The sequence below is a fragment of the Moorena sp. SIO3I6 genome (assembly GCF_010672095.1).
In genome coordinates, this window is record NZ_JAAHHU010000026.1 from 1 (window position 1) to 24622 (window position 24622).

General features: G+C 43.7%; 20 protein-coding genes and 1 pseudogene. 11 read left to right on the forward strand and 10 right to left on the reverse strand.

Annotation, left to right across the window (positions count from 1 at the left end):
- Together F6K49_RS09625 and F6K49_RS09630 are read right to left on the reverse strand one after the other, a co-directional pair.
- Positions 1-116, reverse strand: a pseudogene (locus tag F6K49_RS09625) (tRNA guanosine(34) transglycosylase Tgt); the annotation flags it as partial.
- A gap of 201 nt (positions 117-317) precedes the next feature.
- Positions 318-770: a hypothetical protein gene (locus tag F6K49_RS09630; protein ID WP_293024356.1), complete on the reverse strand. Its 453-nt coding sequence runs from the start codon at positions 768-770 to the stop codon at positions 318-320.
- A 614-nt stretch (positions 771-1384) separates the two neighbouring features.
- Between F6K49_RS09630 and cobS the strand changes: the two genes are divergently transcribed.
- Positions 1385-2179 (forward strand): adenosylcobinamide-GDP ribazoletransferase, encoded by a 795-nt coding sequence (gene cobS, locus F6K49_RS09635; RefSeq protein WP_293096134.1) that lies wholly within the window; start codon positions 1385-1387, stop codon positions 2177-2179.
- Between the two features lie 73 nt (positions 2180-2252).
- Here the strand turns inward: cobS and F6K49_RS09640 are convergent, their stop codons facing one another.
- Positions 2253-2702: a PPC domain-containing protein gene (locus tag F6K49_RS09640; protein ID WP_293024360.1), complete on the reverse strand. Its 450-nt coding sequence runs from the start codon at positions 2700-2702 to the stop codon at positions 2253-2255.
- 650 nt (positions 2703-3352) lie between these two features.
- Between F6K49_RS09640 and F6K49_RS09645 the strand changes: the two genes are divergently transcribed.
- Complete coding sequence (locus tag F6K49_RS09645; RefSeq protein WP_293037266.1) at positions 3353-3802, forward strand: helix-turn-helix domain-containing protein; 450 nt, start codon at positions 3353-3355, stop codon at positions 3800-3802.
- On the opposite strand, the gene F6K49_RS09650 is transcribed toward F6K49_RS09645, so the two are convergent.
- From F6K49_RS09650 to F6K49_RS09660, 3 genes are all read right to left on the reverse strand, one after another.
- Complete coding sequence (locus tag F6K49_RS09650) at positions 3743-6583, reverse strand: family 10 glycosylhydrolase (RefSeq protein ID WP_293096139.1); 2841 nt, start codon at positions 6581-6583, stop codon at positions 3743-3745. The genes F6K49_RS09645 and F6K49_RS09650 overlap by 60 nt on opposite strands.
- 450 nt (positions 6584-7033) lie before the next feature.
- On the reverse strand, positions 7034-7294 hold the full coding sequence (locus F6K49_RS09655) for a BrnA antitoxin family protein (protein ID WP_293024366.1): 261 nt from the start codon (positions 7292-7294) through the stop codon (positions 7034-7036).
- Positions 7269-7553 (reverse strand): BrnT family toxin, encoded by a 285-nt coding sequence (locus F6K49_RS09660; protein WP_071106423.1) that lies wholly within the window; start codon positions 7551-7553, stop codon positions 7269-7271. Before F6K49_RS09660 ends, F6K49_RS09655 begins: the two co-directional genes overlap by 26 nt.
- Before the next feature lie 434 nt (positions 7554-7987).
- On the opposite strand from F6K49_RS09660, the gene F6K49_RS09665 reads away from it, so the two are divergent.
- The 3 genes from F6K49_RS09665 to F6K49_RS53270 all read left to right on the forward strand — a co-directional run bounded on the left by F6K49_RS09665 (position 7988) and on the right by F6K49_RS53270 (position 14917).
- Positions 7988-10042 (forward strand): AAA-like domain-containing protein, encoded by a 2055-nt coding sequence (locus F6K49_RS09665; protein WP_293096144.1) that lies wholly within the window; start codon positions 7988-7990, stop codon positions 10040-10042.
- A 98-nt stretch (positions 10043-10140) separates the two neighbouring features.
- Positions 10141-10320, forward strand: coding sequence for a hypothetical protein (locus F6K49_RS09670; RefSeq protein WP_293096149.1), 180 nt, complete (start codon positions 10141-10143; stop codon positions 10318-10320).
- Entirely contained in the window at positions 10274-14917 is a 4644-nt protein-coding gene (locus tag F6K49_RS53270; RefSeq protein WP_366514155.1) for an AAA-like domain-containing protein, read from the forward strand. The genes F6K49_RS09670 and F6K49_RS53270 overlap by 47 nt, the downstream gene beginning before the upstream one ends.
- Here the strand turns inward: F6K49_RS53270 and F6K49_RS09685 are convergent.
- Positions 14903-15052 carry a hypothetical protein gene (locus F6K49_RS09685; protein ID WP_293096155.1) on the reverse strand — a complete coding sequence of 50 codons (150 nt, stop codon included), beginning with the start codon at positions 15050-15052 and terminating at the stop codon, positions 14903-14905. The genes F6K49_RS53270 and F6K49_RS09685 overlap by 15 nt on opposite strands.
- A 178-nt stretch (positions 15053-15230) precedes the next feature.
- Here F6K49_RS09685 and F6K49_RS09690 point away from each other — a divergent pair, with 178 nt between their 5' ends.
- The gene (locus tag F6K49_RS09690) at positions 15231-15425 is read left to right on the forward strand and encodes a hypothetical protein (protein WP_293029034.1); all 195 of its coding nucleotides are present in this window, start codon (positions 15231-15233) and stop codon (positions 15423-15425) included.
- A 148-nt stretch (positions 15426-15573) separates the two neighbouring features.
- Here F6K49_RS09690 and F6K49_RS09695 read toward each other — a convergent pair whose 3' ends face one another.
- Together F6K49_RS09695 and F6K49_RS09700 are read right to left on the reverse strand one after the other, a co-directional pair.
- Complete coding sequence (locus tag F6K49_RS09695) at positions 15574-18321, reverse strand: DEAD/DEAH box helicase (protein ID WP_293096162.1); 2748 nt, start codon at positions 18319-18321, stop codon at positions 15574-15576.
- Between the two features lie 257 nt (positions 18322-18578).
- Positions 18579-18914, reverse strand: coding sequence for a hypothetical protein (locus tag F6K49_RS09700; RefSeq protein ID WP_293029039.1), 336 nt, complete (start codon positions 18912-18914; stop codon positions 18579-18581).
- 162 nt (positions 18915-19076) lie between these two features.
- On the opposite strand from F6K49_RS09700, the gene F6K49_RS09705 reads away from it, so the two are divergent.
- From F6K49_RS09705 to F6K49_RS09720, 5 genes are all read left to right on the forward strand, one after another.
- Positions 19077-19268 (forward strand): hypothetical protein, encoded by a 192-nt coding sequence (locus F6K49_RS09705; protein ID WP_293096170.1) that lies wholly within the window; start codon positions 19077-19079, stop codon positions 19266-19268.
- Between the two features lie 1472 nt (positions 19269-20740).
- Positions 20741-20980, forward strand: coding sequence for a hypothetical protein (locus F6K49_RS09710; RefSeq protein ID WP_293067711.1), 240 nt, complete (start codon positions 20741-20743; stop codon positions 20978-20980).
- 43 nt (positions 20981-21023) lie between these two features.
- The gene (locus tag F6K49_RS53275; protein ID WP_364302461.1) at positions 21024-21263 is read left to right on the forward strand and encodes a hypothetical protein; all 240 of its coding nucleotides are present in this window, start codon (positions 21024-21026) and stop codon (positions 21261-21263) included.
- A gap of 8 nt (positions 21264-21271) precedes the next feature.
- The gene (locus F6K49_RS53280; protein ID WP_364302408.1) at positions 21272-21829 is read left to right on the forward strand and encodes an ISAs1 family transposase; all 558 of its coding nucleotides are present in this window, start codon (positions 21272-21274) and stop codon (positions 21827-21829) included.
- Positions 21830-22217: 388 nt separating this feature from the next.
- On the forward strand, positions 22218-23954 hold the full coding sequence (locus F6K49_RS09720) for an EAL domain-containing response regulator (RefSeq protein ID WP_293029379.1): 1737 nt from the start codon (positions 22218-22220) through the stop codon (positions 23952-23954).
- 305 nt (positions 23955-24259) lie between these two features.
- Here the strand turns inward: F6K49_RS09720 and F6K49_RS09725 are convergent, their stop codons facing one another.
- Positions 24260-24490, reverse strand: coding sequence for a NifU family protein (locus tag F6K49_RS09725; protein WP_075903514.1), 231 nt, complete (start codon positions 24488-24490; stop codon positions 24260-24262).
- Positions 24491-24622 lie beyond the last annotated feature (132 nt).

Sequence of the window (24622 nt, forward strand, 5' to 3'; positions counted from 1 at the left end):
ATAAACCTGGGAGTTTCCACCACACCATGGGGGGTCACAAACACCCCAGCTCTTGCTTTAGTGTGGCTACAGGAAGCCTGACATTGAAATGAAAAATTAATTTTCTGTTGATTCAAGTTGATCTAGGTCTTGAAATATCGTTAACTAGACGATAGCGTCTAATTCAGTTAACCCAGGTGAAACTCTTGCGTCTTTGATATTGTGTATTCGATGCATCCAACTTGAAGCAAGCCAATACTTATACCCTTGAATTTCATTTATCAACCTGTAACCTGTAACCTATAACCTATAACCTTCTAACCTTCTAACCTTCTAACCTAAAAAGGACAATCTCCATCATCATCAATTTGCACATCCCATTTCGCGCTTAGAACCTGTGTGACCATAGCTTCAAGGGCTTCTGCCTGAAGTTGCTCAACACACTCTTGTTGTAAGGGATTCAACAGGGGAATTAGCCGCAACTGACGATTTTCGCTAATTAGGTCAAAGTAAGCTTCTTGCTCTGGAGACTGACTCAGTTGTAAATAGTCAAAACTATGGACATTGATGTAAAGTGTCCGATTGGCAATCAGGGTAGAGCAATGGGGATCAGCAAATACTTCCTGAACTAACCCTTCCCCCTGGTTTTTTAGTTGACCATCGAGAGTGTGGATGTAACGGACGCAACCTAAATCACCAAGCAAGCGTTTCATATCTCGCTTGTTGATGATAATGCCAGTTTCAATGATGCAAGGAGCTGGGAGTTGGTGTCTAGATTGGTGGTGACTCATGGATAAAAGCCTATAATGCTTTTCAGGGCTGATATTGACATGCAACTGGTTAATTTAATTGATTGGCGAGGCAAACCTAAAGGTGAAACCAATTGATGAGAACACAGCTACGGCAACGGGTTAAAACCAACAATAAAGGTGTTAGGTGTTGGGTTAATGGTTATCGTACTTAATACCTAATCTAAGCATGCTTAATTGTTAATACAAGGGTATAAGCGTATAAGCGTGCCTAGTAAGCAGCAACAGATAATTCCAATAGATGCAGGGAATAATCGCGTGTTAGGTGTTTATCCTTAAATAGTTCATAGTCAACTAGTCAAATCTAGACAACTAGATTACTACTTTTTAAGGGTTTACCCTTATTGAGTAAACACCAACAGCTTATACCCCAAATGGGATAAACCCATTGCCAACTACTTTTCGACCAAGGAATGTTGATTGAGCCGTTTTGGTCGGCACGAACTAACTAGATTAGCAGCCCGTTGCTGTTGAGACCTAAGCCATAGGGTGAGGTAACTTGCTGCTTATAACAACAGCTTATGACACAATACTATCTCAATCTTTCGATGGTGCTCAAAGGAAAATTCAATAAATTTCAGTAACACCAGTTACCCATGAAGTATTTCACTGGACAACAATTTAGGCAATGGGGACGTCAACTTTTCCGTTCTTTGAGGGATGCTGTAACTTTTTATACCAGCATACCTCTACCAGGTACCCAGGAGATGGAGTTTCGGGGGATTGCCCGTTGGGCACCGATCATCGGATTGCTGATTGGGGGAATACTGATAATATTAGACATCTTATTGCAACAGTTGGGGATGCCAGCACTTACTCGCTCTGTTGCAGTTGTGGTCAGCTGGCTTGCCCTGACTGGAGGATTACACTTAGATGGGGTGATAGACACAGCTGATGGTTTAGCAGTTCCAGATCCCCAGCGCCGTTTAGATGTAATGGCAGATAGTGCTACAGGAGCCTTTGGGGCAATGGCAGCCTGTACTCTATTACTGATCAAAACCGCTGCCCTAACTGATATCGGGGCTTATCGGTGGGCAGCTTTGATGGGAGCAGCTGCTTGGGGACGCTGGGGACAAGTAGTAGCGATCGCATTTTATCCCTATCTCAAACCCACCGGTAAAGGGGCATTTCACAAACCATGGATACGTATTCCCCAAGATATTCTCTTGGGATTATTCGTTGTCTTAAGTTTATCTCTAGTGCCAGTGTTGCTAGATCCCACAAATACTTGGTTATCCTTAACCATGGCCATCGGAGGATGTGCGATCGCTCTACTGACTGGCGGCTGGTTTCACCGCCAGCTGGGGGGACATACTGGAGACACTTACGGAGCAGTGGTGGAATGGACAGAAGCCCTGTTTCTGTGCTTACTGACCCTGATCCTTAACTAATTACTTTTACTAATTCTTTGTCAAAGACGACCTGTTAGTTTATCGAGTACTTACCGACTCGACCACTAACCCCCTAAATTGGTTTAAGTCTGGTTATCTTTAATCTGAACTTGCCACCGCCGGTTGAGCCAAAGGCACGCACCCTGATAATGTACTCATCTGTCTCAGTGATGCGAGCAAATAACAAGGAGTTAGTACTGCCATCGGGTCCATCATCATTTTCCGCTACCATAGAACCGTCAGAAGCTATCACAGAGATCATCGTGTCAAAGTTGTCTGAGATCAGGTCAATGGCAACTTGGTCTCCCGCATCAAGAGTTACTACATAGTCTCGGGCAAAGCCACCATCCCCGATCGGAATATCTTTCTGAGTCAGGGTGTCAACAATTTCTTTGCTATGAGAAATCGGCTGCGGATTGTACAGGTTTTGTGCTCTGACTACCGGTGCAGTTACGCTCGTTGCCAACAACGTTGCTGCCACAGGCATAACCCAGCTAAACCAAGCAGCAAAAGCTTTACTCATTTAAATATATCTTTACGTTAGTAACATTTCTAACACTGTACCCTAAGCCCCTTCAAAAATGAGGGTCGTGTCGAGTATGGGCTTGAAGCAGCCCAGGCTATACCCTGACGATATAGCGCTACGGGCAAGTCAGAAGTAAGAACTCAGAAGTCAGAAGTAAGCTAGACTCACGTTTCGGAGTTTAGTAGCGATGCAGAGGTGCGACCCGTGGCGAATTTAATTCTTAATGCGGAAAACGCACCATTACGGTCTTGGGGGTTTCCCCCACTCGCGCTTTGCATCAAGACAATGTCAAACATCTGAATGCGTAGTGCTATACAACCAGCTTACTCTACTGCTGACGGGATGTCTCACCGCCAAATTTCTGATATTTTCCCTACTTAACTATAGTCATTTTACTAGGACAAAAAAGCACAAATTGAATGCGATCGCTATTGCCACCTCACTTCGACATCACCAACTTTATCCAAGAATTAAAACCTTCGAGTCAGCTCTCCTCTCTCCTCAAAAAAACCGCCAATTTCTGACATCAAACTGAGGGTATTTAACTCAATAGTTACTTCGGAAGAGATTTTTTTAACTAGACCTTGTCAATGATTAATTTATCCTATATAATAGTGATATAGGAAGAGTTAAAACAAAAGAGAAAAATGAACAAGTGTGTTTGTACTACCGAAGCAGCATCTCTATTAGGTATTTCTTCTCGCCGATTGCGCCAACTTCTAGAGAAGGGTCGGGTTCGGGGTGCCTATAAAAGCGGGAAATTCTGGATTATTCCCTTGTTTAACAATCTCCCGCAAATCACCAAGGGCACTAGAGGACCAAAAGGGAAATGGCGCACTAATCGTGCTCCGGCTATAGCTAAGATCAATGTCAACCGCAATAACATTGGCTCGAATATCCACAAAAACCCCGAAGAACGGAAGCCAGTGATTTCCGTAAAACGCAGCGGCAACAATATATACGGCAACCAAGTAGAAATCCTTGGCCCGTGCCGCATTGTCTATAATCCCGATAACCCACTATCATGTGGTGCTCGTCTATGGATCGAGACCTTCAGTGATGTCCACTTCATTGGTGGCAGTTTCCCTGCCAGCTAATGATCGATTTTGGAGCGTCCGCTCACCATAGCGCAATAATCGTTGGATCGCTTCCAGACGGTTGTCCCATACCTGAACTTGATACGGTTGCTCAACCGATTGTCCAAACATCCACGTTTGAAAGCGAGTACGGAAGGATGACATGGACAATTGTGCTGATAGCAAGCTCATCATGGATGGCTTGTCCGCTAGTCGATTCAGCAACAGGGAAAGGGTATCGGCTTGTTGTCCCCACTCTGAAAGGTCTGGTTCCCCAATTACTATTTGATTATTTGCCAACATAAAACTCCATTCCTGTTGCAGAGCCTGATAACGTTCTGCTGCAGCTAGGAACGGTTGACGGTAAGGTACTTGTACTTCAGTGGTAGGCTCTTGTTGTCCTTGAGTGCGAGTCAAGATACCCCTGAGATTATCATTGAGATTTTCTACTGCAAATAGGGCATAGCCAGGAGCTGGTAAATCTCGCAGCAGTTGAATTTGGTCAACAGCTACAATATCGGGCAAATTCAATAGGCGAATTCCTGGCAAAACTAAGGCTGAGCTTAGGGAGGATTTAGTTAGCCATGGCTGGGCTAATTTTTGTAACTCTTCCGTTTCCAACGCATAAGTCATCGGTACCATCAGGTCAATCTCACCCCGAGACGCCCAATCTTCCCAGTTTTGTTGGATTTTTTGCAATCGGTCTTCCCTAGGCATGGGAAATACAGCAGCAGAGATAATCAACTCGGGACGTTTCTGCCGCAGCATTTGTGACACTGACTTGACTAAAGTGTCGATTTGCTCTATACGAAAATCTGTCCACTGTCGCCATAAGTTCTGATTCTTTGGGTCAATCTCAATGGGGTCAACACCGGTCAATTCCTGGAACTGTTCACGGGCGGCCTTACCATAGCCAAAGGTATGACCAGCTTTGGGGTCTTGAAACGGGTAGCGAATATAGTCGAGCTGAATCCCATCCACTTCATAGTTGCTGGCTATCTCTTCCAATAGCTTGGTTAGATAATCCCGCACTTCCGGATTAGCGGGGTCAAGAAATGCCTTTCTAGTTCTCTTGTGAAACACACGTTTTTCGTTATCCAAGATTGCCCAGTCTGGATTCTTCGATAGCACTGGTCCGAGATAGTCTGCTGGTTGATCCAAAACCGCATTGTGACGCTGGTTAGCTGCAGCAAACATCCAAACCCAAGCGTGCAATTCCATCCCTCGCTCATGGGCTAACTTCACTGCCGCTTTTAGAGGATCCCATCCCTCAACCAGGGGATTTTGCTCTGGTGCGATCGCACTCGGGTAAATCGTATAACTAGCGTTAACCGTTTCAAAAAAGATGGTGTGAAAACCAGCTGTAGCCAATTTGTCAAAAATCTTAGCTAAATCTTTTTCAGACTTGGCTTTAACAATAGTACCCCGGTCTAGCCAAATGGCTCGAATCTCTGACTGGGCTAGTTTACGATCAGTTGGGTAGTTTTCCCACAGAGTATTTCGTGCTGTCATCCACAGCTGACTTGCCTTTTGATACTCTCTGCGAGCCACTGCTCGACGGAAATTTTCCAAACCCACTCTGGCCTGATGCAATGCCTCAATAGCTGAGTCAGTAGCTGAATCAGTTTCATCCGTTTTACCCTCAGAGGTTTCCTCGGAAGTTTCCGACACTTGCTTAGTACCAGCAGTGACAAATTGTTCGATAGCAGCACCTGTAGATAAATTCAGATTACTGTTAGCTGCATCGGCTCTTAGCAAAGCACTTTCAAACCGACCAATCAGATTTTCTAACTCCATCTCCATTGCAGTAGCTTGCTTTAGGGTTCGAATTCGTCTTCTATATCGCGGTGGTGGGGCTTTTGCTGGCTTGGGTGACGGAGCTAATCGGGAATTAGTAGGCTTGGCTGAAGCATCTGTGTTATTGCCAGACTCTGCATCTTCTGTTTCCACCTGTTTCTGGGCAATAGTGGTGTCGATATCCCGACAATGTTGTGGAGAGTGATCAGAGGATTCAGACGATGTAGATGAATTAGTGATGAGTTGGACATCAGTGAGATTGACATCAGTGACTTGGACATCATAGCGACCAAGAGCCGCTCGTAACCAAGCACTATCGACCTCCGCCGGAGCTACCCGATCGATACCCCAGCGCCAACCAAAAAACGTAGCATTGTTAGAGGTTACTACAGCAGGGGGCTTGTCAACCTGACTCCAGACTGCAACAGTAGTGGAATTAAGATCAGCAGGAATAAGAGTGCCCCCCTGGATGATACCTGTAATTCCAGTATCCTGCACCCATGTTTGGTTACTGTCTGGGGAAGGATGGAGGATAGAGGGTTGGGTCATCGCAAACCCCCAATAGGCACCCAAAAGCTCACGCAATTGTTTGCGGATGTCAGGTTTGGAAAGTAACCCAGTAGGACCGCTAACAATAACTTTTCCTCCTTGTGCGATCCATTCCTGTAACGCTTGGAATTGTTTGGGGTGGAGGAACTCGACATTGGGCAAAAATAGCAAGTTAGTGTTCTCGAAGTCAGAGGCTTTCTTAACGTCAGTCAAGTCAACAATACAGTAGTTAACTCCAATTGAATGTAAGCGTTCGGTAATTCCAGACCAATGCCCTTGATTATCCAGACTCTTAACTACTCCCAGTTGCACCGTTTCAGCTCTAGCAGCTGGTAACCATGGTAGAGAATTGAGCAAAAGCCCGATCAAGGTACTAACTACAATAGTCTTGGGCTCGATAGGATTAGATTTGACTCTGGTTAAATCTCCGATCAAGGGGGTTAGCTGCTTGGACAAAGAGCACTGCCAATTGGAACTACTATCGCTACTCCTGAACACCGTTCACTCCTTAAAATTAGTTATCAAAATCTTAACCTCTGTTGGTAATTAACAAGGTTAGCGAGAAGTGGGGATTTAGATCACACAGATAGTGGCAGGTATTGGTTCAATTGTAGTTTATGACTGGTATATCCCATACGGGGTATCATGTCGGCTAGAATTAGCTGAGCTTGTAGGGTGGGCAAAAACCGTTTGATTGTTTTGAGTATTCTAGATTATATTGCTTTGCCCACCCTGAGCTTGTAGGGTGGGCAAAAACCGTTTGATTGTTTTGAGTATTCTAGATTATATTACTTTGCCCACCCTACTTTAATTCGTATGATAACTGTTCGCGTAGCGTGCGCGTAGCGCTTAAGCTGATAGCTGATAGCTTACGAATTAGCCGAGATGAAGGGAATAGTTTTACCATCAATGATTACTTTTCTTTAGTTGATGATTCACATAACTACGAAGAACGTTATTAATTGATGATTGATAGCCTTTTCCTTGACTTTTAAACCAGTCTATGATGTCACTATCTAAGCGAATAGAAATCGCTTTTTTAGTAATTGGTTTAACCATTTTGGCATTTTCCCAAAAATGATCGTCTAACTCAGGTATATCTGAAGTATCAATTTCAGAGTCAGGAATATTTTTGATTTCTTCAAGTCGTTTGGGCGAGATACTCATAATACTTTCTCTTTTCCTTAGGGGTAGCTTTTCGAGCAGAAATTAATCGAATTTTACTGTTTCTTTCGGTGTGGGCTACGGTGACAATGACAACGCCTTGTATGGCACCGATGCTGATTTCTCTGATTTCATCATAATCGTATCGTTCATCAATTGAAGTAAAAACGATTCCAAAGAATATTTCCTGTGCTTCTTCAAAGCTGATGCCATGTTTTCGCTGATTTTGTCGGTTTTTGTTTTCGTCCCATTCAAATTCCATTAAATTGTATATACGTTTTGTATATACAATAAATTTAACATAAAATTTAGTTTTTTTCTATCCTACTTTCCGGGAAATGGTATATGGACGCGATCGCATTCTAGGGTAAGCGCAAGAAAACATTGCCCATAGTCTGCATTGGCTAGATATGCTGATTGCTGATTGCTGATTGCTTACCTAGGGAGTAGGAGTATGAAGTAAGGTGAAGAAAATTGGATGGCTCTGATAATTATTAAAAACGCTATAATTACTGATAAGGAAATATATAGCGTTTGTGTTTGAGATGTAAATCTTTATGGTTTTTTTTCTTGGAAAATAAAACTCCGAATCTCTTTCCCCTTTTGCCTCTTTCAGCAATTCCTGTGTTTACAACCCAGATCCAAACGCTATAAACCCTACCGAAATTAATATCCTGGATAGGTTGGGTATCTCCCATGAAAACTAATAAGCATCGGTCAGTGTGTGGGAAATTAAAGCAGCAGTTAAATAACAGAGTTAAACGCTGGTTTAATTCCCCTAAAAATGGTCATAGCAGCACCACACAACCAATAGCTGTTAATGTGGCAGAGCCTTATGCTCCCTACAAACCTCCCTCAACTACTCAGCCACCTAACCACAGCAACGGCGTAGGTAATAATACCTGGCTCCCTGGTTATCGGCTACAAAACGGTAAGTACACTATCGAAAAAAAACTAGGAGAAGGTGGGCTGGGTATTACCTATTTAGCCCGAAATAATAAAACAGGCGATCGCATTGTTATCAAAACTATCGGTAATGATGCACTCCGCCAAAATAATTTATTAGAATATTGGAAAATTTTCGCCAACGAAGCGGTAAAGTTAGCCCAATGTAGCTGTGGGAATCCTCATCTAGTTAGCTTATGTGAAGAAATCATCCGAGAAGGTGAATTGCCTTGCCTAATCATGGAATACATCGAGGGGGAAACCTTGTCGGCTCTGGTGAAACGGCAGGGTGTGCTTTCGGAAGAGAAAGCCTTGCTTTACATCCAGCAAATTGGTAGCGCCCTGTGGGACATTCATCAGCAAGGGTTGCTCCATCGGGATGTTAAACCCAATAACATCATGGTTCGGAACGATGGTTCTGGTGCGGTGTTGATTGATTTGGGTATTGCTACTAAGTTTGTCCCTGGGGTTACCCAAACTCATCTGTGTGGGCGGACTCCAGGCTATGCTCCTCTGGAACAATATGAGTGGCGGTCGCAACAGGGTCCCTACACTGATGTTTATGCTTTGGCCGCTACCTTGTATGTGCTCTTAACTGGAAAGAAACCAGTATCAGCTGATGACCGGATTGAGGGAGCTGTATTACCACCACCAAAGGATTTGAATCCCAAGATTAGCGATCGCATAAATCAAGCCATTCTCCATGGTATGAATTTGGTGGCAAGGGATCGCCCTCAGTCTATACCAGAATTTTTCAACTTACTGGGTATTGAATTACCAAATAATAGTAGCACAAATACCACCAATAATCAAAAACAGACAACTGCTCAAGTTGGAGAATTTTATATACAACGTCCTCAAGATGCTGAGTGTTATCAAAAGATTGTACAACCAGGGGCACTAATTCGGATTAAAGCACCGAAGCTGATGGGTAAAACCTTACTCAGTCATCGGATTCTTGATTATGCTAAATCTAGGGATTATCGCACGGTTTATTTGAATCTGAATGAGTTTCCTTGCCATGACTTGGATATATTTTTACAGTCTTTTTGTGTGCGGGTTACTCAAAAATTGAAATTACCTAATGAGTTGCAAAATTATTGGGAGGATAGTTTTTTTACCAGTGAAGTCAAGTGTAGCACCTACTTTGAAGAGTATTTGTTGGTTTCTTCAGAGAGTCCTTTGGTTTTATGTCTCGATAACCTAGAGCGAGTTTTTCCTCATCAACACGTTGCTGAAGGGTTTCTTACTTTGCTGCGGAGTTGGCATGAAAATGGCCAGTTTTATGAGAGTTGGAAAAGACTGCGGTTGATAGTGGTTTATGCTACGGAAGTTTATATTGAATTGGCTATCAATAAGTCGCCTTTTAATGTAGGATATCCTATAGATTTAACTGATTTTACTTTGAATCAGGTTCAGGATTTGGCGAAATTTTATGGCTTCAATTTATCAGTTAATTTACTACATGAATTAATGAGTATGGTAGGAGGACATCCTTATTTATTACAGTTAGCTTTCTCTACTCTTAGCAAAAATCCCAACATCACCATCGAGCATCTTTTAGAAACAGCCCCGACAGAATCAGGGATTTATCGCCATCATTTGCGAGAGCTTTTAAATAATCTCATGCTCCATCCCAATTTACTAAACGCTTTCAAAAAATTACTGACAACTACTCAAGCAGTGCGCCTGGATTATAAAGAAACCTATCTGTTAGAAAGTCTGGGATTAGTCAGAGCAATCGGTAATGATTGTATTCCCAGATATAATTTGTATCGTGAGTATTTTAGTAACAGACTTTTTTAGTTAGGGAGCAGGGAGCAGGGAGCAGGGAGCAGGTAAGAGGAACCCACCCCTAACCCCTCCCAGGAGGGGAAGGCAAGAGGCAATAGGTAAAAAATCCTGTGTACCTCATAGCTATAATAAACGCTATAAAACCAAATCCTACTCGAATATCTTCACTACTGTTCCCTGTTCCCTATTCCCTATTCCCTATTCCCTATTCCCTATTCCCTACTCCCTACTCCCTTTCCTACCATGAGCAACCAACCAACAATCTATCAAGTTGGGGGAAGTTTACCTAACGATGCTGCTACTTATGCAGTCAGAAAAGCTGATACCGAGATTTTTGAGGCTTTGATGGCTGGGGAATTTTGTTATGTGCTCAACTCGCGACAGATGGGTAAATCTAGTTTGCGGGTAAAAACCATGCAAAGACTAATAGAGGCGGGAGTAGCTTGTGCTTCTGTGGATGTTACCCAAATTGGTAATTACGTAACGTCAGAGCAATGGTATGCTAGCTTAATTAAGAGTCTGGTAAATAGTTTTAAGCTATCAGATAAATTCAAGGTTTTACCTTGGTTACGAGAGCGTAAGCAACTCTCCCCAGTAATGTGGTTGGGTGAGTTTATTGAAGAGGTGCTGTTGTCAGAGATTCCAGAAAATCTTGTTATCTTTCTGGATGAGATTGATAGTATTATTAAGGTAGAGTTTAAAGATGATTTCTTTGCCTTTATTCGCAGTTGTTATAACCAAAGAGCAGAAAATCCTGTCTATAATCGGCTGAATTTTTGCTTGCTGGGAGTAGCAACTCCAGCGGATTTGATTCAGGATAAACAGCGCACTCCCTTTAATATTGGTCGGGATATTGAACTGACTGGCTTTACCTTTGAAGAAGCGAAAACACCACTGCTCCCTGGTTTGGTAGGGAAAGTGGATAATCCTGAACAGGTGTTAGCTGAGATATTGCACTGGACGGGGGGACAACCGTTTCTGACCCAGAAGTTGTGTAAGTTAATGGTGGAGCATTCTCAAGCTTCCCCCTTATTAAGGGGGACGGGAGGGGGATCCATCCACAGCAGTTCAAGATTGGGATCCCCCCTAACCCCCCTTAACAAGGGGGGAACTTCTGGAGGGGGATCTATCCATAGCACTTCTGGAGGGAGATCCCCCCTAACCCCCCTTAACAAGGGGGGAACTGGAGTTGAGGGCACTTCTGAAGGGAAATCAAACCATTCTCAAGCTTCCCCCTTATTAAGGGGGACGGGAGGGGGATCTATCGATAGCACTTCGGGATTGGGATCCCCCCTAACCCCCCTTAGCAAGGGGGGAACTGGAGTTGAGGGGACTGGAGTTGAGGGCACTTCTGGAGGCGAATCGAACCATGCTCAAGCTTCCCCCTTATTAAGGGGGACGGGAGGGGGATCTATCGATAACACTTCGGGATTGGGATCCCCCCTAACCCCCCTTAACAAGGGGGGAACTGGAGTTGGAGAAACTTCTGGAGGGGAATCGAACCTTAGCAAGGGGGGAACTGGAGTTGCACAGGTCGCCCGTAGCCAAATTATTGAGAATTGGGTATCTCAGGATAAACCAGAGCACTTGAAGACCATACGCGATCGCATTCTCAGACATGAGCAACGGGCGAGTAGGCTGTTGGGATTGTATCAGCAGGTATTAGATCAGGGTAGTATTGCCGCTGATGGCAGTGATGAACAGACAGAATTAAGGCTATCGGGGTTGGTAGTGGAGCGGGATGGCTCTTTGACCGTTAACAACCGGATTTATGGCAGTGTTTTTGATGGCGATTGGGTTAAGCAAGAATTGGCTAGACTGCGTCCCTATTCTGAAGCCTTTACCGCTTGGGTTGAGTCTGGCTGTCAGGAAGAATCGCGTTTGTTGCGAGGGGTGGCGTTAGAGAATGCTCAAGCTTGGGCTAAGGGTAAAAGTTTGAGCGATTTAGATTATCAGTTTTTGGCGGCTGGTCAGGAATTAGACCGTAGGGTATTGGCAGAAGAAAGTCGGATATTAGCTAAGGCCAATGATACCTTAACTGAAGCCCAACAGAAAGCCAAGAGAACTATACTGATAGGGGGTATTAGTCTAGGTTTGTTTTCAGTGGTAGCAATAATTATTGCTATGATAACTGCTAAAAACATAAAAGACGCTCAAACAGGTACCCGACTAGAACAACAAGGGATTACTATTTTACGGCGCTTACCAGAGGATAATGTTTACTATGGCAATCGAGAGCTTTTATACTCAGCCATGGAGACTGGGCAAGAGCTATTTAATATCGTTAAAGATGGTCGCCCCCTGGATAAATATCCTGCCATCAGTCCTGTCTATGCTCTACAGCAGAGTCTGAGCAAATTCAAAGAAAAGAGAAGATTTCAAGGACATCAAAACTCGGTAAACAGTGTAAGTTTTAGTCCCGATGGTAAAACCCTGGCTACGGCATCATCGGACAAAACTGTCAGAGTTTGGGATTTAGAAGGAAATCAATTAGCTCTGTTGACAGGACATCAAGGCTCGATAAGGAGTGTAAGATTTAGCCGAGATGGTAAAACCCTGGCTACCGCATCATCGGACCATACGGTCAGAATCTGGGATTTAGAAGGAAATCAATTAGCTATGTTGACAGGACATCAAGGCTCGGTAAATAGTGTAAGGTTTAGCCGAGATGGTAAAACCCTGGCTACCGCATCATCGGACCATACGGTCAGAGTTTGGGATTTACAGGGACAGCAATTAGCTATGTTGACAGGACATCAAGGCTCGGTAAATAGTGTAAATTTTAGCCGAGATGGTAAAACCCTCGCTACCGCATCATCGGACCATACGGTCAGAGTTTGGGATTTACAGGGACAGCAATTAGCTATGTTGACAGGACATCAAGGCTCGGTAAATAGTGTAAATTTTAGCCGAGATGGTAAAACCCTCGCTACCGCATCATCGGACCATACGGTCAGAGTTTGGGATTTACAGGGACAGCAATTAGCTCTGTTGACAGGACATCAAGGCTCGGTAAATAGTGTAAATTTTAGGCGAGATGGTAAAACCCTGGCTACGGCATCATCGGACCATACGGTCAGAGTTTGGGATTTAGAAGGAAATCAATTAGCTCTGTTTAAAGGACATCAAAGCTGGGTATCGAGTGTAAGTTTTAGCCGAGATGGTAAAACCCTCGCTACCGCATCATCCGACAATACTGCGAGACTGTGGGATTTACAGGGAAAGCAATTAGCTGTGTTGAGAGGACATCAAAGCTTGGTATCGAGTGTAAGTTTTAGCCGAGATGGTAAAACCCTCGCTACGGCATCAGACGACAAAACGGTCAGAGTTTGGGATTTAGAAGGAAATCCATTAGCACTGTTGAGAGGACATCAAGGCTCGGTAAATAGTGTAAGTTTTAGCCGAGATGGTAAAACCCTGGCTACCGCATCATGGGACAAAACGGTCAGACTCTGGGATTTACAGGGCAATCAATTAGCTCTGTTGAAAGGACATCAATCCCCGGTAGAAAGTGTAAGGTTTAGCCGAGATGGTAAGATGCTGGCTACAGCATCAAGGTACAATACTGTTGTCAGACTCTGGGATTTACAGGGCAATCAATTAGCTCTGTTGAAAGGACATCAAGACTCGGTATGGAGTATAAGTTTTAGCCGAGATGGTAAGATGCTGGCTACGGCATCATCGGACCATACGGTCAGACTCTGGGATTTACAGGGCAATCAATTAACACTGTTGAAAGGACATCAAGACTCGGTATGGAGTGTAAGGTTTAGCCGAGATGGTAAGATGCTGGCTACGGCATCATCGGACCATACGGTCAGAGTTTGGGATTTACAGGGAAATCAATTAGCACTGTTTCAAGGACATCAAGACTCGGTCAATAGTATAAGTTTTAGCCGAGATGGTAAGATGCTTGCTTCTGCATCAAGAGACAAAACGGTCAGAGTTTGGGATTTAGAAGGAAATCAATTAGCACTGTTTCAAGGACATCAAGACTCAGTCAATAGTATCAGTTTTAGCCGAGATGGTAAGATGCTGGCTACGGCATCATCGGACAATACTGCCAGACTCTGGGCCGTTGAAGATTTAGATGAGATGCTAGCTAGGGGCTGTAAGTTGCTTGAAAATTACTTTGTGGAATATCCTGAATCCCTAGATAGCTTAAAGAAATGCCAAAATTCAGATGGCAAAATAGCTGCAGCTTCTGGTTTTGTCAAACAAGGTGAAGAGTTAGCAAAACAGGGGGATGTGGATGGTGCTATTGCTAAGTTCCAAAAAGCCCAAGAATGGAATCCAGAGCTAGAATTCGACCCAGAGAAAAAAGCCAAACACCTTGCAGCACCCACTTTGGTTGAACAAGGAGAGGAATTGGCAAACCAGGGGGATGTGGATGGTGCTATTGCTAAGTTCCAAAAAGCCCAAGAATGGAATCCGGAGCTAGAATTACAGCCAGAGATAAAAGCCAAACAGCTAGCAGCACCCGCTAAAGTTAGACAAGGTGAGGAGTTAGCTCAAGAAGGTAAATTAACCAAAGCCCTATCTCTCTATAAAGAAGCACAACAACTAGATCCAAATCTAGAAATTTATGCTTATTCTTGGAATCAAATCTGTTGGTTTGGTAGCCTCCATGGATATGCTGCTGACGTGATGGATACCTGTGAAAAAGCAGTAGCAAAAGCACCTGAAGATGGAGGTATTCTCGATAGTCGTGGTTTGGCTAGGGCTCTGACTGGGGATACCGCAGGAGCGATATTAGATTTTCAGGCATTTGTAGACTGGACCGACAATGATAAGTGGAAAGCACAACGGCAACAATGGATAGATGAGCTCCGGGCTGGTAAGAATCCTTTTACGGAAGAGGTGTTGAAGGATTTACGTGGGGAGTAAGGGTAGGGAAGGCATGCTAGCAATAGGCATGCTAGCAATAGGCTGTAGAACTGGCATCTTGCCAGTTTCATGCTTATTGTCGGGCGGGCAGGATGCCCACTCTACTGATATTGAAACTGGCAGTAGAACTGGCATCTTGCCAGTTTCAATATATTTTTTGTAACAAAATTTTTCAAAATATGTTATAATAAAATATTTTTGTGCTATAGTATAACAGTGGGCGCTGAGACGCCCAGAGTCAAGAGCTAGCCCGGGGACAGTGCAATATCTACGGGCTAGCTCTGGCTCCCCTAAAAAAGGAGACAGTTTGATTATGAGTTATTCGGAACGCCTTCATCCATGGGTGGTCATTCGGCTATTACCGGAAATGCAGCGAGTAGTTGTTGCTCGCTTCCGCAATCGATCGGATGCCGAGGGACATTTGTGGGCTCTGAAACGATTAATGCCTGATGCGGAATTTATAATTGTTTTTGATGTTGGGAATAATCCAGTAGGGAATAGGGAATAGGGAACAGGGAACAGGGAACAGGGGTCAAGAGAGAGATTACCTAGGAAAATGTTGCTATGTTTGTTAATAACTGATTGTAGTGTTTCTCCTGACTCCTGACTCCTGACTCCTGACTCCTACCCTTACCAAACGACTTTTTCAGCAAACCCTACTTAACTCTTTCATTAACCGGAAAGCGGTCAAGTAACTGAGCAGCACGAATCGCATTAGCTTTTAAAGACTCTGATAGAGGCAACACATGGGGAATTTGGGATAATATATCTAAGGTTCGACGTAATATTCGCACTACGTCCCCTTCATCTAAGCTGCTATTACCGCATATCTCCCGCCAGGATTTGCCTAATGACCACTGCTCCACTAGACCAATTAACCTATCCTCTGACCAAACCGGTAAGGCGACATGATATCGACGCTGTAGCTGAAATACTTGACGCCGAATCCTCCTGAGGTTTGCCAATGCCTCTAGCACTTCCTCACTTGGTTGATAGTTTGTCCAACTATCCGGTCTAGGGGTTTCGGTAACTAAAGCAGAGCAAGCTGCTGCCAGTTGGTGGGGGTCTAAGTCATCTAATTCTCCCGACAGCATGGCTAAGGCTAGCCACAACTCATTTTCTCCCCGAAGCGAAGCAGCCGCTTGCCCCAGAACAGTGGGAGTTAAGTCCTCCAAAGAACCAGATGCTTTTAAAATTTCAATCAGGTTCAGAAATTCGTGCCAATGCTGAGCCTGGTATTCTCGGAATTTAGCTTGACGTTGGTTAATTTGCTCCTGCAAAAACAACCGTTTTTTGTGGCGTTTGATCAGTTGAGAAGGATTACCCCACTGACGAAGAGCATGGGTTTCCATTTGACCCTCTAGATCAGCAACAACACCTTCTTGCTCCCTGACTTCTGGAGCAACCCAGAGTTGAGCAATGGTGGGAACTTGGTTAGCCAAGGCTTCAGTATCTTCATTTCCGCTTTTGACTTGACCTGGTTTAATCTCAAGCCCCTCTAAAGGCTGGAGAGTTCCAATATCAAGGCATCGAAGATTAATAATGTCAGAGGATTCACCTTGAGTTGAGCCGGTTGAGTAATCTTCCGTAGAGCCATTGGATACTTGGTCATCGGCCACTTCAGGAAAGCCATCTAACCCCATCACATCAGCAGTTGTTGCCACATACCATCGGTTAGCAGCACTTAAGCACACCAGATAGGGGAATTGACCGGAACCCTTTTGTTTAGACACCAAAACAGCTGGAACAGGAGAAGACACTGGCACATTCTTGCCCTTCAAATAAAGAATGACTCCCGGTTGCACCTGTTGTAGTAATTGGGATACGGCTTTAGAAACAGATACCTCTGCTTGGTGTTGCAGGTCTTTAAGGATGCGGCGCTCTACTTTCAGGTGTTCCTTCAGTTTTTGATAGCCTTCCATTACTGCCACATCTACCGGTGCCAGTTGAAAATCAATTCTCGTCAGTTCCGCAGTCAGTTCAGTAATTGCCTGTTGTTGAGGTTTGAGGTACAAAGTAGCTAGATACTGAGCAAAGCTGCGTTCAACTAACTCCTTAGCTTGAGGCAGAGAGTGAGTTTGCAACAAATTCAGTACCATACCATAGGTAGGGGTAAACTGACTAACTAGGGGATCAGCACCAGCCGTTGCTAGATAAGCCGCCTCCTTAGCCCCTTCAAAGGGGGTTTGCACCGTCACCACATAGCCATTGGTATCCATCCCTCGCCTTCCTGCTCGTCCAGCCATCTGCAAAAATTCCGAGGCAGTCAGTAGCCGGTGTCCTCGGTCAGTACGCTTAGATAGACTGGAAATAACAGTGGTACGAGCAGGCATATTAATTCCTGCTGCTAGAGTTTCTGTAGCAAATACCACCTTCACTAGTCCTTGTTGGAATAGTTCTTCCACTAGACCTTTCCAAGCAGGTAAAATTCCAGCATGATGGGCAGCTATACCTCGGTAGAGGGGGTCAATTTGTTTCGTACGAGCTGCTTCTGGATTTTTACTGATAAATTCATCAATCCGTTTCTTGAGTTGAGCTGCTTCTTGTTCATTGACCAGGGATAGTGGACCCATCTCATCTACTGCCTTATCACAGCCTCGGCGGCTAAAGATGAAGTAGATAGCTGGTAACATCTCCCGTTTTTTTAGTTTGCTCACCACAGTGCTAATGCTGGGGCCTTCCGGACGTCCATGTTTGTCCTTGCTTTTAGGACGTCTGGTTTTGAGGGAGTTGTTAATCTTGGTGTGGTCGTCATTCAGCAGGGAGACAATTCCCTTGGGATGGGCAAAGTAAAACTCTAGAGGAACAGGTCGGAAGTCAGAGTAAATCAGCTGAGTGGAGCCATGAACTTGATTCAGCCAGTCGGTCAGCTGGTCAGAATTGGCAACGGTGGCGGAGAGGGCAACAATTTGAATATCTGGCGGACAATAGATAATTGATTCTTCCCAAACCGTGCCTCGTTGTCGGTCATTCATATAGTGACATTCGTCTAGGATCACCGCCTCAACCCCTAGCATAGAGGCTCCCACTTGACCAATTGGGGTACCATAGAGCATATTACGGAAGATTTCCGTAGTCATCACTAACACGGAAGCTTCCCGGTTGACCGAGGAATCACCGGTAACTAGACCGACTTTGTCTGCGCCAAATTTTGCCCGAAAATCCCTTAGTTTCTGGTTGGAGAGCGCTTTGAGGGGGGTTGTGTAGAAAACACGTCCTCCTTGAGACAAAGCACGATAAATGGTATATTCACCAATTAGGGTTTTCCCAGAACCAGTCGGAGCACAGACAACTACTGATTGACTATGATTGAGAGCCTCAATTGCCTGTTTTTGGAACTCGTCGAGTTCAAAGGGAAATAGGTTGTTCGGGTCAAGGTCTACTGATGAAGTAGCAATATTCACACAAGGTTTTTCCAATAAGGTATATGATCGTTAGGTGTTGCTTGTAATTACGTAGTCCTTTGGTTGTATATATTGTATGTTAGTTAATTAATTGAGAGGGTGTACACCATTTTACTCAAGATACCCCTGGTGTATTTATAGGGATTTGTTTCCTCTAACAAAGGGCGAGACAAACTTGAGGTGCTTTAGGGTAGGGTGTTTGAGGCTATTTCCAAAAACTATTCCGAAAGGGGTTCAGGTATTTGCGGGGAGTCTGGTCATAGGGGAACCCTGCCGACTGGACTGCTGGTACACTGGGGCTTTGCTGTGTTCGGTAGAGTTGTTGCTGACCATGTCTCGATACTATTCCCTTGATCATCAAGAGAACGCACCACCACAGTCACAGCTGGTTCCGAGGTACCGTAGTCTGGGTGAGTTGCGATCGCACTCAGGTAATCTCCAGGCTCGACATTACTAAGACTAATCCCAAACTTCCCGTCTTGATCTGCTTCGGCTGTAGCAATCTTCTTACTCAAGGGACCTATCCCATGGGTTTTTGGGGAAACCTGGTCTACAACATAGATATCTACCTCAGAACCAGGGTCAGGTGACATACTCCCACACTGACCTGACCATCCCGTTGGAAAAACTCTACCGCTAACCACTGAGGTGTATTTACAGCATTATTCCCAGTGTCTCGCCTACGGTTGGGAGAGTCTCGCTTAGGGTTTGGTCCATCACCTACTTGATAATGCCTTGCTCCGGTATGGTTTCTAGTGACTAGGTCAATGCTCAGCCGTCGAAGTATTCGTCCTTTAAGACTGGTTGGAGATAAAGGTTACACAGGTCGTAGAATCCGTAATTACCTCCGTCGTCGTGGTATCCGTCTTACCATACCACGACTTTCCAGCCGAACCACGTCGCGGTCGATAAAACCTTTGAAATCTATCGTCAACGCCACCTTGTAGAGCGTGCTATCAATCGAATCAAGCAATTTCGCTCCCTTCGCTACCCGATACGATTTGCTTGCTGAAAATTATACAGCCATGTTGACGATCGCATTAATTTTATTGTGGTTATAGTTTGAAAACACGCCCTAGAGTAGTCACTTTGAAGTGCATATGTAAAAATACTTAATAGGTCGTAAACTATCAGCCATAAGTACTAAATATTTCCTGTAGTTGCTTTTTTTTTCTAGTAGCAGGTTATAGTACTGGAGTCATTGCTATAACTAGCTAATCAAAGGGGGTTACAGCAGCAGATAGGTATGACTTCAGGGTCAAGGTCGGTGATGTTAGCTATATCGAAGGGCGTAAGTAAACTAACTATAACGTATCTAAGCTAAATTAAGTGATTATGCCCATACTTATTTAGTCATACCCTTGATGCGCTAATCCCCCACTTAGGGGACAATAGATTAATTAATAATTCATAAAGTGGTTTAGGTGTGATGAAAATTATAATGATTAACTCTATGAGTTATTGGGATAAAAATTACTTATTAAATAATTATATGGTAATAATAAATATGTTGTGAACGCTCAGGCGGACAAGATGCCCGCACTACAAATTTTTTTTGTCTGGATTTTTACAACTCGTTTATAAACGCGCTTAGTAAGTTGTTAACCATCTAATTGGCACAGGAAAAGTTACAGGTTGCGGTGGGACAAAGCGCGAGTTTTCCAACTCCTAGGTCGCCGCTCGGCGAACGCCAAGGGAACGCTCACCAAGAGATAATTTTGAGGGTTGACGGTTGAGGTTTGAAGGTTTACGGCCCCCCTAGCTTCGGGTGCGGAGCAATAAGGGTGGATCCCTGCTGACTGTTAAAGCCTATTAATCAGCCTCTACACCCAAAGCTATCAATTTAAATGTGCCATTTCAATGACTGTCATCTTAGTTATCTACCAAATTCAGCAAAATTACGCTGAATTACAGTCAAATTATCCCAAAAATAGGTTTTAGTAAAAATACCGCATGGATAGCTCATAAATCTTGACTGCTGATTAATCATAATCGAATTTAATTAAAATACCTACAAGTGCTTTAACACATTATCGCTTTCGTGTTTATTGACACAAGGTAGTGAGAATGTTCACTTTTTTAAAAGGGTGAAATCAACGCCATGCTACGGATAATTATTAATTATTGATATTTAAAAAAAACAATGTGAAGTTTTTGTGAACACAATGAAAAATGTTAAATATTATACAATTTTACCGCTATATTCCCCATTATTAATCAAAATTAAGCATGTTTTTTTTATTTGAATAAAGAAAATTTTCTAGTAAATTAATATCCCAATACAGTTAATATTTGCAAATAACTGAAGTATCTGCTTACCTCATTACTGATACCAAGTCTAGGTAACATACCAGGGTAAGCGCAAGAAAAATGAATTCATAATATGCTAGTGAAACCGATGTCACAATAAAGGTGTCCCATGGTGATTGGCTTCGATAAACCCACTAACTCAACTTACACCAGTAGTCCATCCTTACCACTACAACCAGCCCTTGATGTTCAACAGGTTCAGCAGCAAATGCTCGAGCATTTTGAACATCTATCAGATCCGCTCCGGAAACAAGGAGTGCTCCATCCATTTGTAAGTATAGTGATGATTGCACTGGAGCGCCACCATGGTCGGGGCAAGGGGCAACGGATGAGAAACTTATGGGATTAGCCACCAGCATTGGTTATCGACCTTTTTAGCATTACCAAATGGGATTCCCATTGCAGATACATATCGGCCAGTGTTTGAGCAGATATCCCCGAGAGCCTTTGAGAATAGTTTCGAGAGCTGGTTAATAATTTTTGTGATAGATAATGGAGCCGAGGTGATTCCTATTGATGGCAAACAAATCAAGGGTTCCTATGATCGCAACCAGGGAAAATCGGCTTTACATGTGGTTAGTGCCATAGCGAGTGAGCATCGGTTGTTTCGTAGGTCTTGTGAAAGTAGATGATAAAAGCAATGAAATTACAGCCATCAAGCGCCCTACTAGAATTACTCAACATCTCTGGATGCATCATTACCATTGATGCCATGGGGACTCAGCATCAAATAGCCGATGGTATTCGTGCTCTTGGTGCTGATTATGTTTTGGCGCTCAAAGGAAATCATCCTACTTTGTTCGAGCAGGTTAAGCAATGGTTTGAAACTGCTGTTGCTAATAAGTTTGAGGGTATCGAGTATAGCTATGATCTGCGGGTAGAATCAGGACATCATCGTACTGAAAAGCGTCAGGTTTGGGCAGTAACTCTTGCTGAAATAGACTTCGATTTGTACAAACAGTCGCAGTGGTCTAGATTACAGACCATTGTAATGGTTATTCGCACCCGCCATCATAGGAACAAGACTACCCGTGAGGTGATGTTTTACCTTACTTCTTTACCACCCCTCAACACGTCGGGCTTAGCAATCCGACAACACTGGTCCATTGAAAACCAACTGCACGCTCGTATTAGATTTCACCTTTGGGGAGGATGCGACGCGGATTCGTACAGGACATGCACCACAAAATATGGCTAATCTCAAGCGCGCTTAGTCTCAATCTACTAAATCTGGAAACGAGTTATAAACGCAGTACTCGTCAAAAAGTCAAACGATCCATTATGGTAGCAAGGTATATGCTTAAGGTTTTAAAAGCTTCGATTCCCCTACAGTCTAACTTATCTGAGCCATAATTTTTCGCCGCTGTACCCTGGGTAACATACCTCCCAATACTACTGAGTTAGTAGCGGACACCCGTAGATCGCGCAGCTACACCAACGAAACCTGCTTTCCCTACTTTGCTCCAACTGTGGCCGATCCCTTGCAGTATTGAAATAGGTGGTTATATCTTTACGCTGTTCCTTAGCAAAACCTTGTTCAAGATCACCTTCTATGTCCACTACACTTGATTTAAGTCCAAAGAACTATGAATAAGATTCTAGTAATCGAAGACGAGCCAATAATTCGGAAGAACCTACTCACCCTGCTCAGAGCAGAAGGGTTCGAGACGATTAGTAGTGACAACGGTAACAGTGGGGTCAAGCTTGCTCAAGAGGAGCAGCCTGATTTAATTATTTGTGATATAATAATCCCTCAGCTAGATGGTTATGGTGTTTTAAAGACTCTGCAGCAACATCCCGTAACTGCTGCGATTCCCTTTATTTTCCTCAGCTCCAAAGCTGACTGGTCAGATTGGCGTATGGGGATGAGGTTAGGGGCTGATGATTATCTGATCAAGCCTGTTAAGCGCGAGGAATTGCTAGATGCGATCGCGACTCGACTACAAAAACGACTTTATCAAACCAAGTGCCATCATCTTGAACTGAAAAAAGTTCAAGCTCAACTGGACTATCTACTCCGTTATGACCAGCTTACTAACTTACCGAACCGACTCTTGCTAGAAGAGCGATTTAATCAACTACTGATACAACGACAGGGACGTTATCGTCGTCTGCCAGTGCTGTCTTTAAGTTTTGACCAACTTAATCAGATCAACAATATCCTAGGCCCTGTTAGTGGTGATTTGTTACTTCAGGCAGTGGCCAAACGACTTCTTGGTAGGGTTGGACCTTTGGATACAGTGGCTCAGTTAGGGATAGATCAATTTGTGATCTTGCTAGCTACTACAATTAACCAGACAGAGATAGGGCAAATGGCGGAAACACTGATCGATGCTTTATCCTTACCCTTTACTATAGAAGAATATGAGATTGTCCTGACCCCTAGAATCGGCATTGCCTGCTTTGGTAGGGATGGTCTTGATCTAAATACCCTGATCACCCATGCCAACGGAGCCAGAGAAAATGCTGGACACAAAGGACAGAAGGCTTACGAATTTTATATTGCCTCGATTGGTGACAAATCCCAACAAGCCCTATTGCTAGAATTACAATTGCGCCAAGCATTGCAACAGGATGAACTTCAACTTTACTATCAGCCCAAAGTAAATCTTAGAACTGGAGAAATCGAGGGAGCAGAAGCCTTAATCCGTTGGCATCATCCAGAATTGGGAGCAATCTCTCCAGCTAAATTCATTCCCCTAGCCGAGAAAACTGGTTTGATTGTGCCTGTAGGAGAGTGGGTACTCCGAAAAGCCTGTACCGAAGCAAAACTCTGGCAAACTCAAGGGTTGTCCCCAGTACAAATCGCTGTAAATTTATCGGGACATCAGTTTAATCAACCCAATCTCAGTGACTCCATCGTAGCAATTCTGGAAGAAACCGAACTGGAAGCGAGATATTTGCAATTGGAATTAACCGAAAGTACCCTGATGGAGAATCCAGACCATGCGATCGCTACCTTAAAAGAGTTAAAGTCCTTTGGTATTCAGATCTCGATTGATGATTTTGGAACCGGTTACTCTTCTCTGAGCTACCTGAGACTATTTCCCTTTGATGTGTTAAAAATTGACCGTTCTTTCGTTTGCCAACTTACAGAGGATGTAAAAAACGAAGCCATTACTACTGCGATTTTGCAAATGGCTCACAGTCTCAACTTGAAGGTGGTGGCAGAAGGGGTGGAGACAGCTAGCCAACTAGCGTTCCTGTGTGGTCATAAGTGTGATGAAATTCAGGGTTATTGCTTCAGTCCTCCATTATCGGCTCCAACCTTCACAGAATTGCTTAGTACTGGTAAAAGGCTTTCAACCAATCATCTGGCTTAATTAATTTTTAATTATTGCTATAGGGTTTTACAATGAATTTTCAAAAATAATTACAGTTATTTTAATTTACCCAAAATACCTATATAATATAATATATCTCATCTCTTTGCTTTTGCATGGAAGCTTTTCCCTCAGGGATTATGTTATAAAATGTAAATGCTATAGCCATTATCAATGGTTTGAAAGACAGATATTTTGTAGGAACACGATCAGATCGTGCCCCTACTGTTTGCAATCGAGATCAGAGCAACTATAATAATCGGCTGAACACTCAGCACTCCCCACTCAGTAACTGAGTATTCAGCTTATATTACTTGCTCCACTTCAAGGATTTCAGGGATAAATTCCTTTAAGCGGCGCTCAATCCCCATTCTGAGGGTCATGGTAGAGCTAGGGCAAGACCCGCAGGCTCCCTGAAGTCTTAATTTAACAGTCGGACCATCTAACTCAACTAGCTCCACATTACCACCGTCAGCGATCAGGTAAGGACGCATCTCATCCAGGACTGTTTCAACATTTTCTGGAGTGAGTGCCATTGTTTCTGACATAATCAACCTCAGCTACATTGTAATTTTATGATAACTATGTTAATGGTAGCTTTCTGTGGGAAATGACCAATGACTAAAAACTGATGACCGATGATCGATATCATGGTTAAGGTTTAGGAT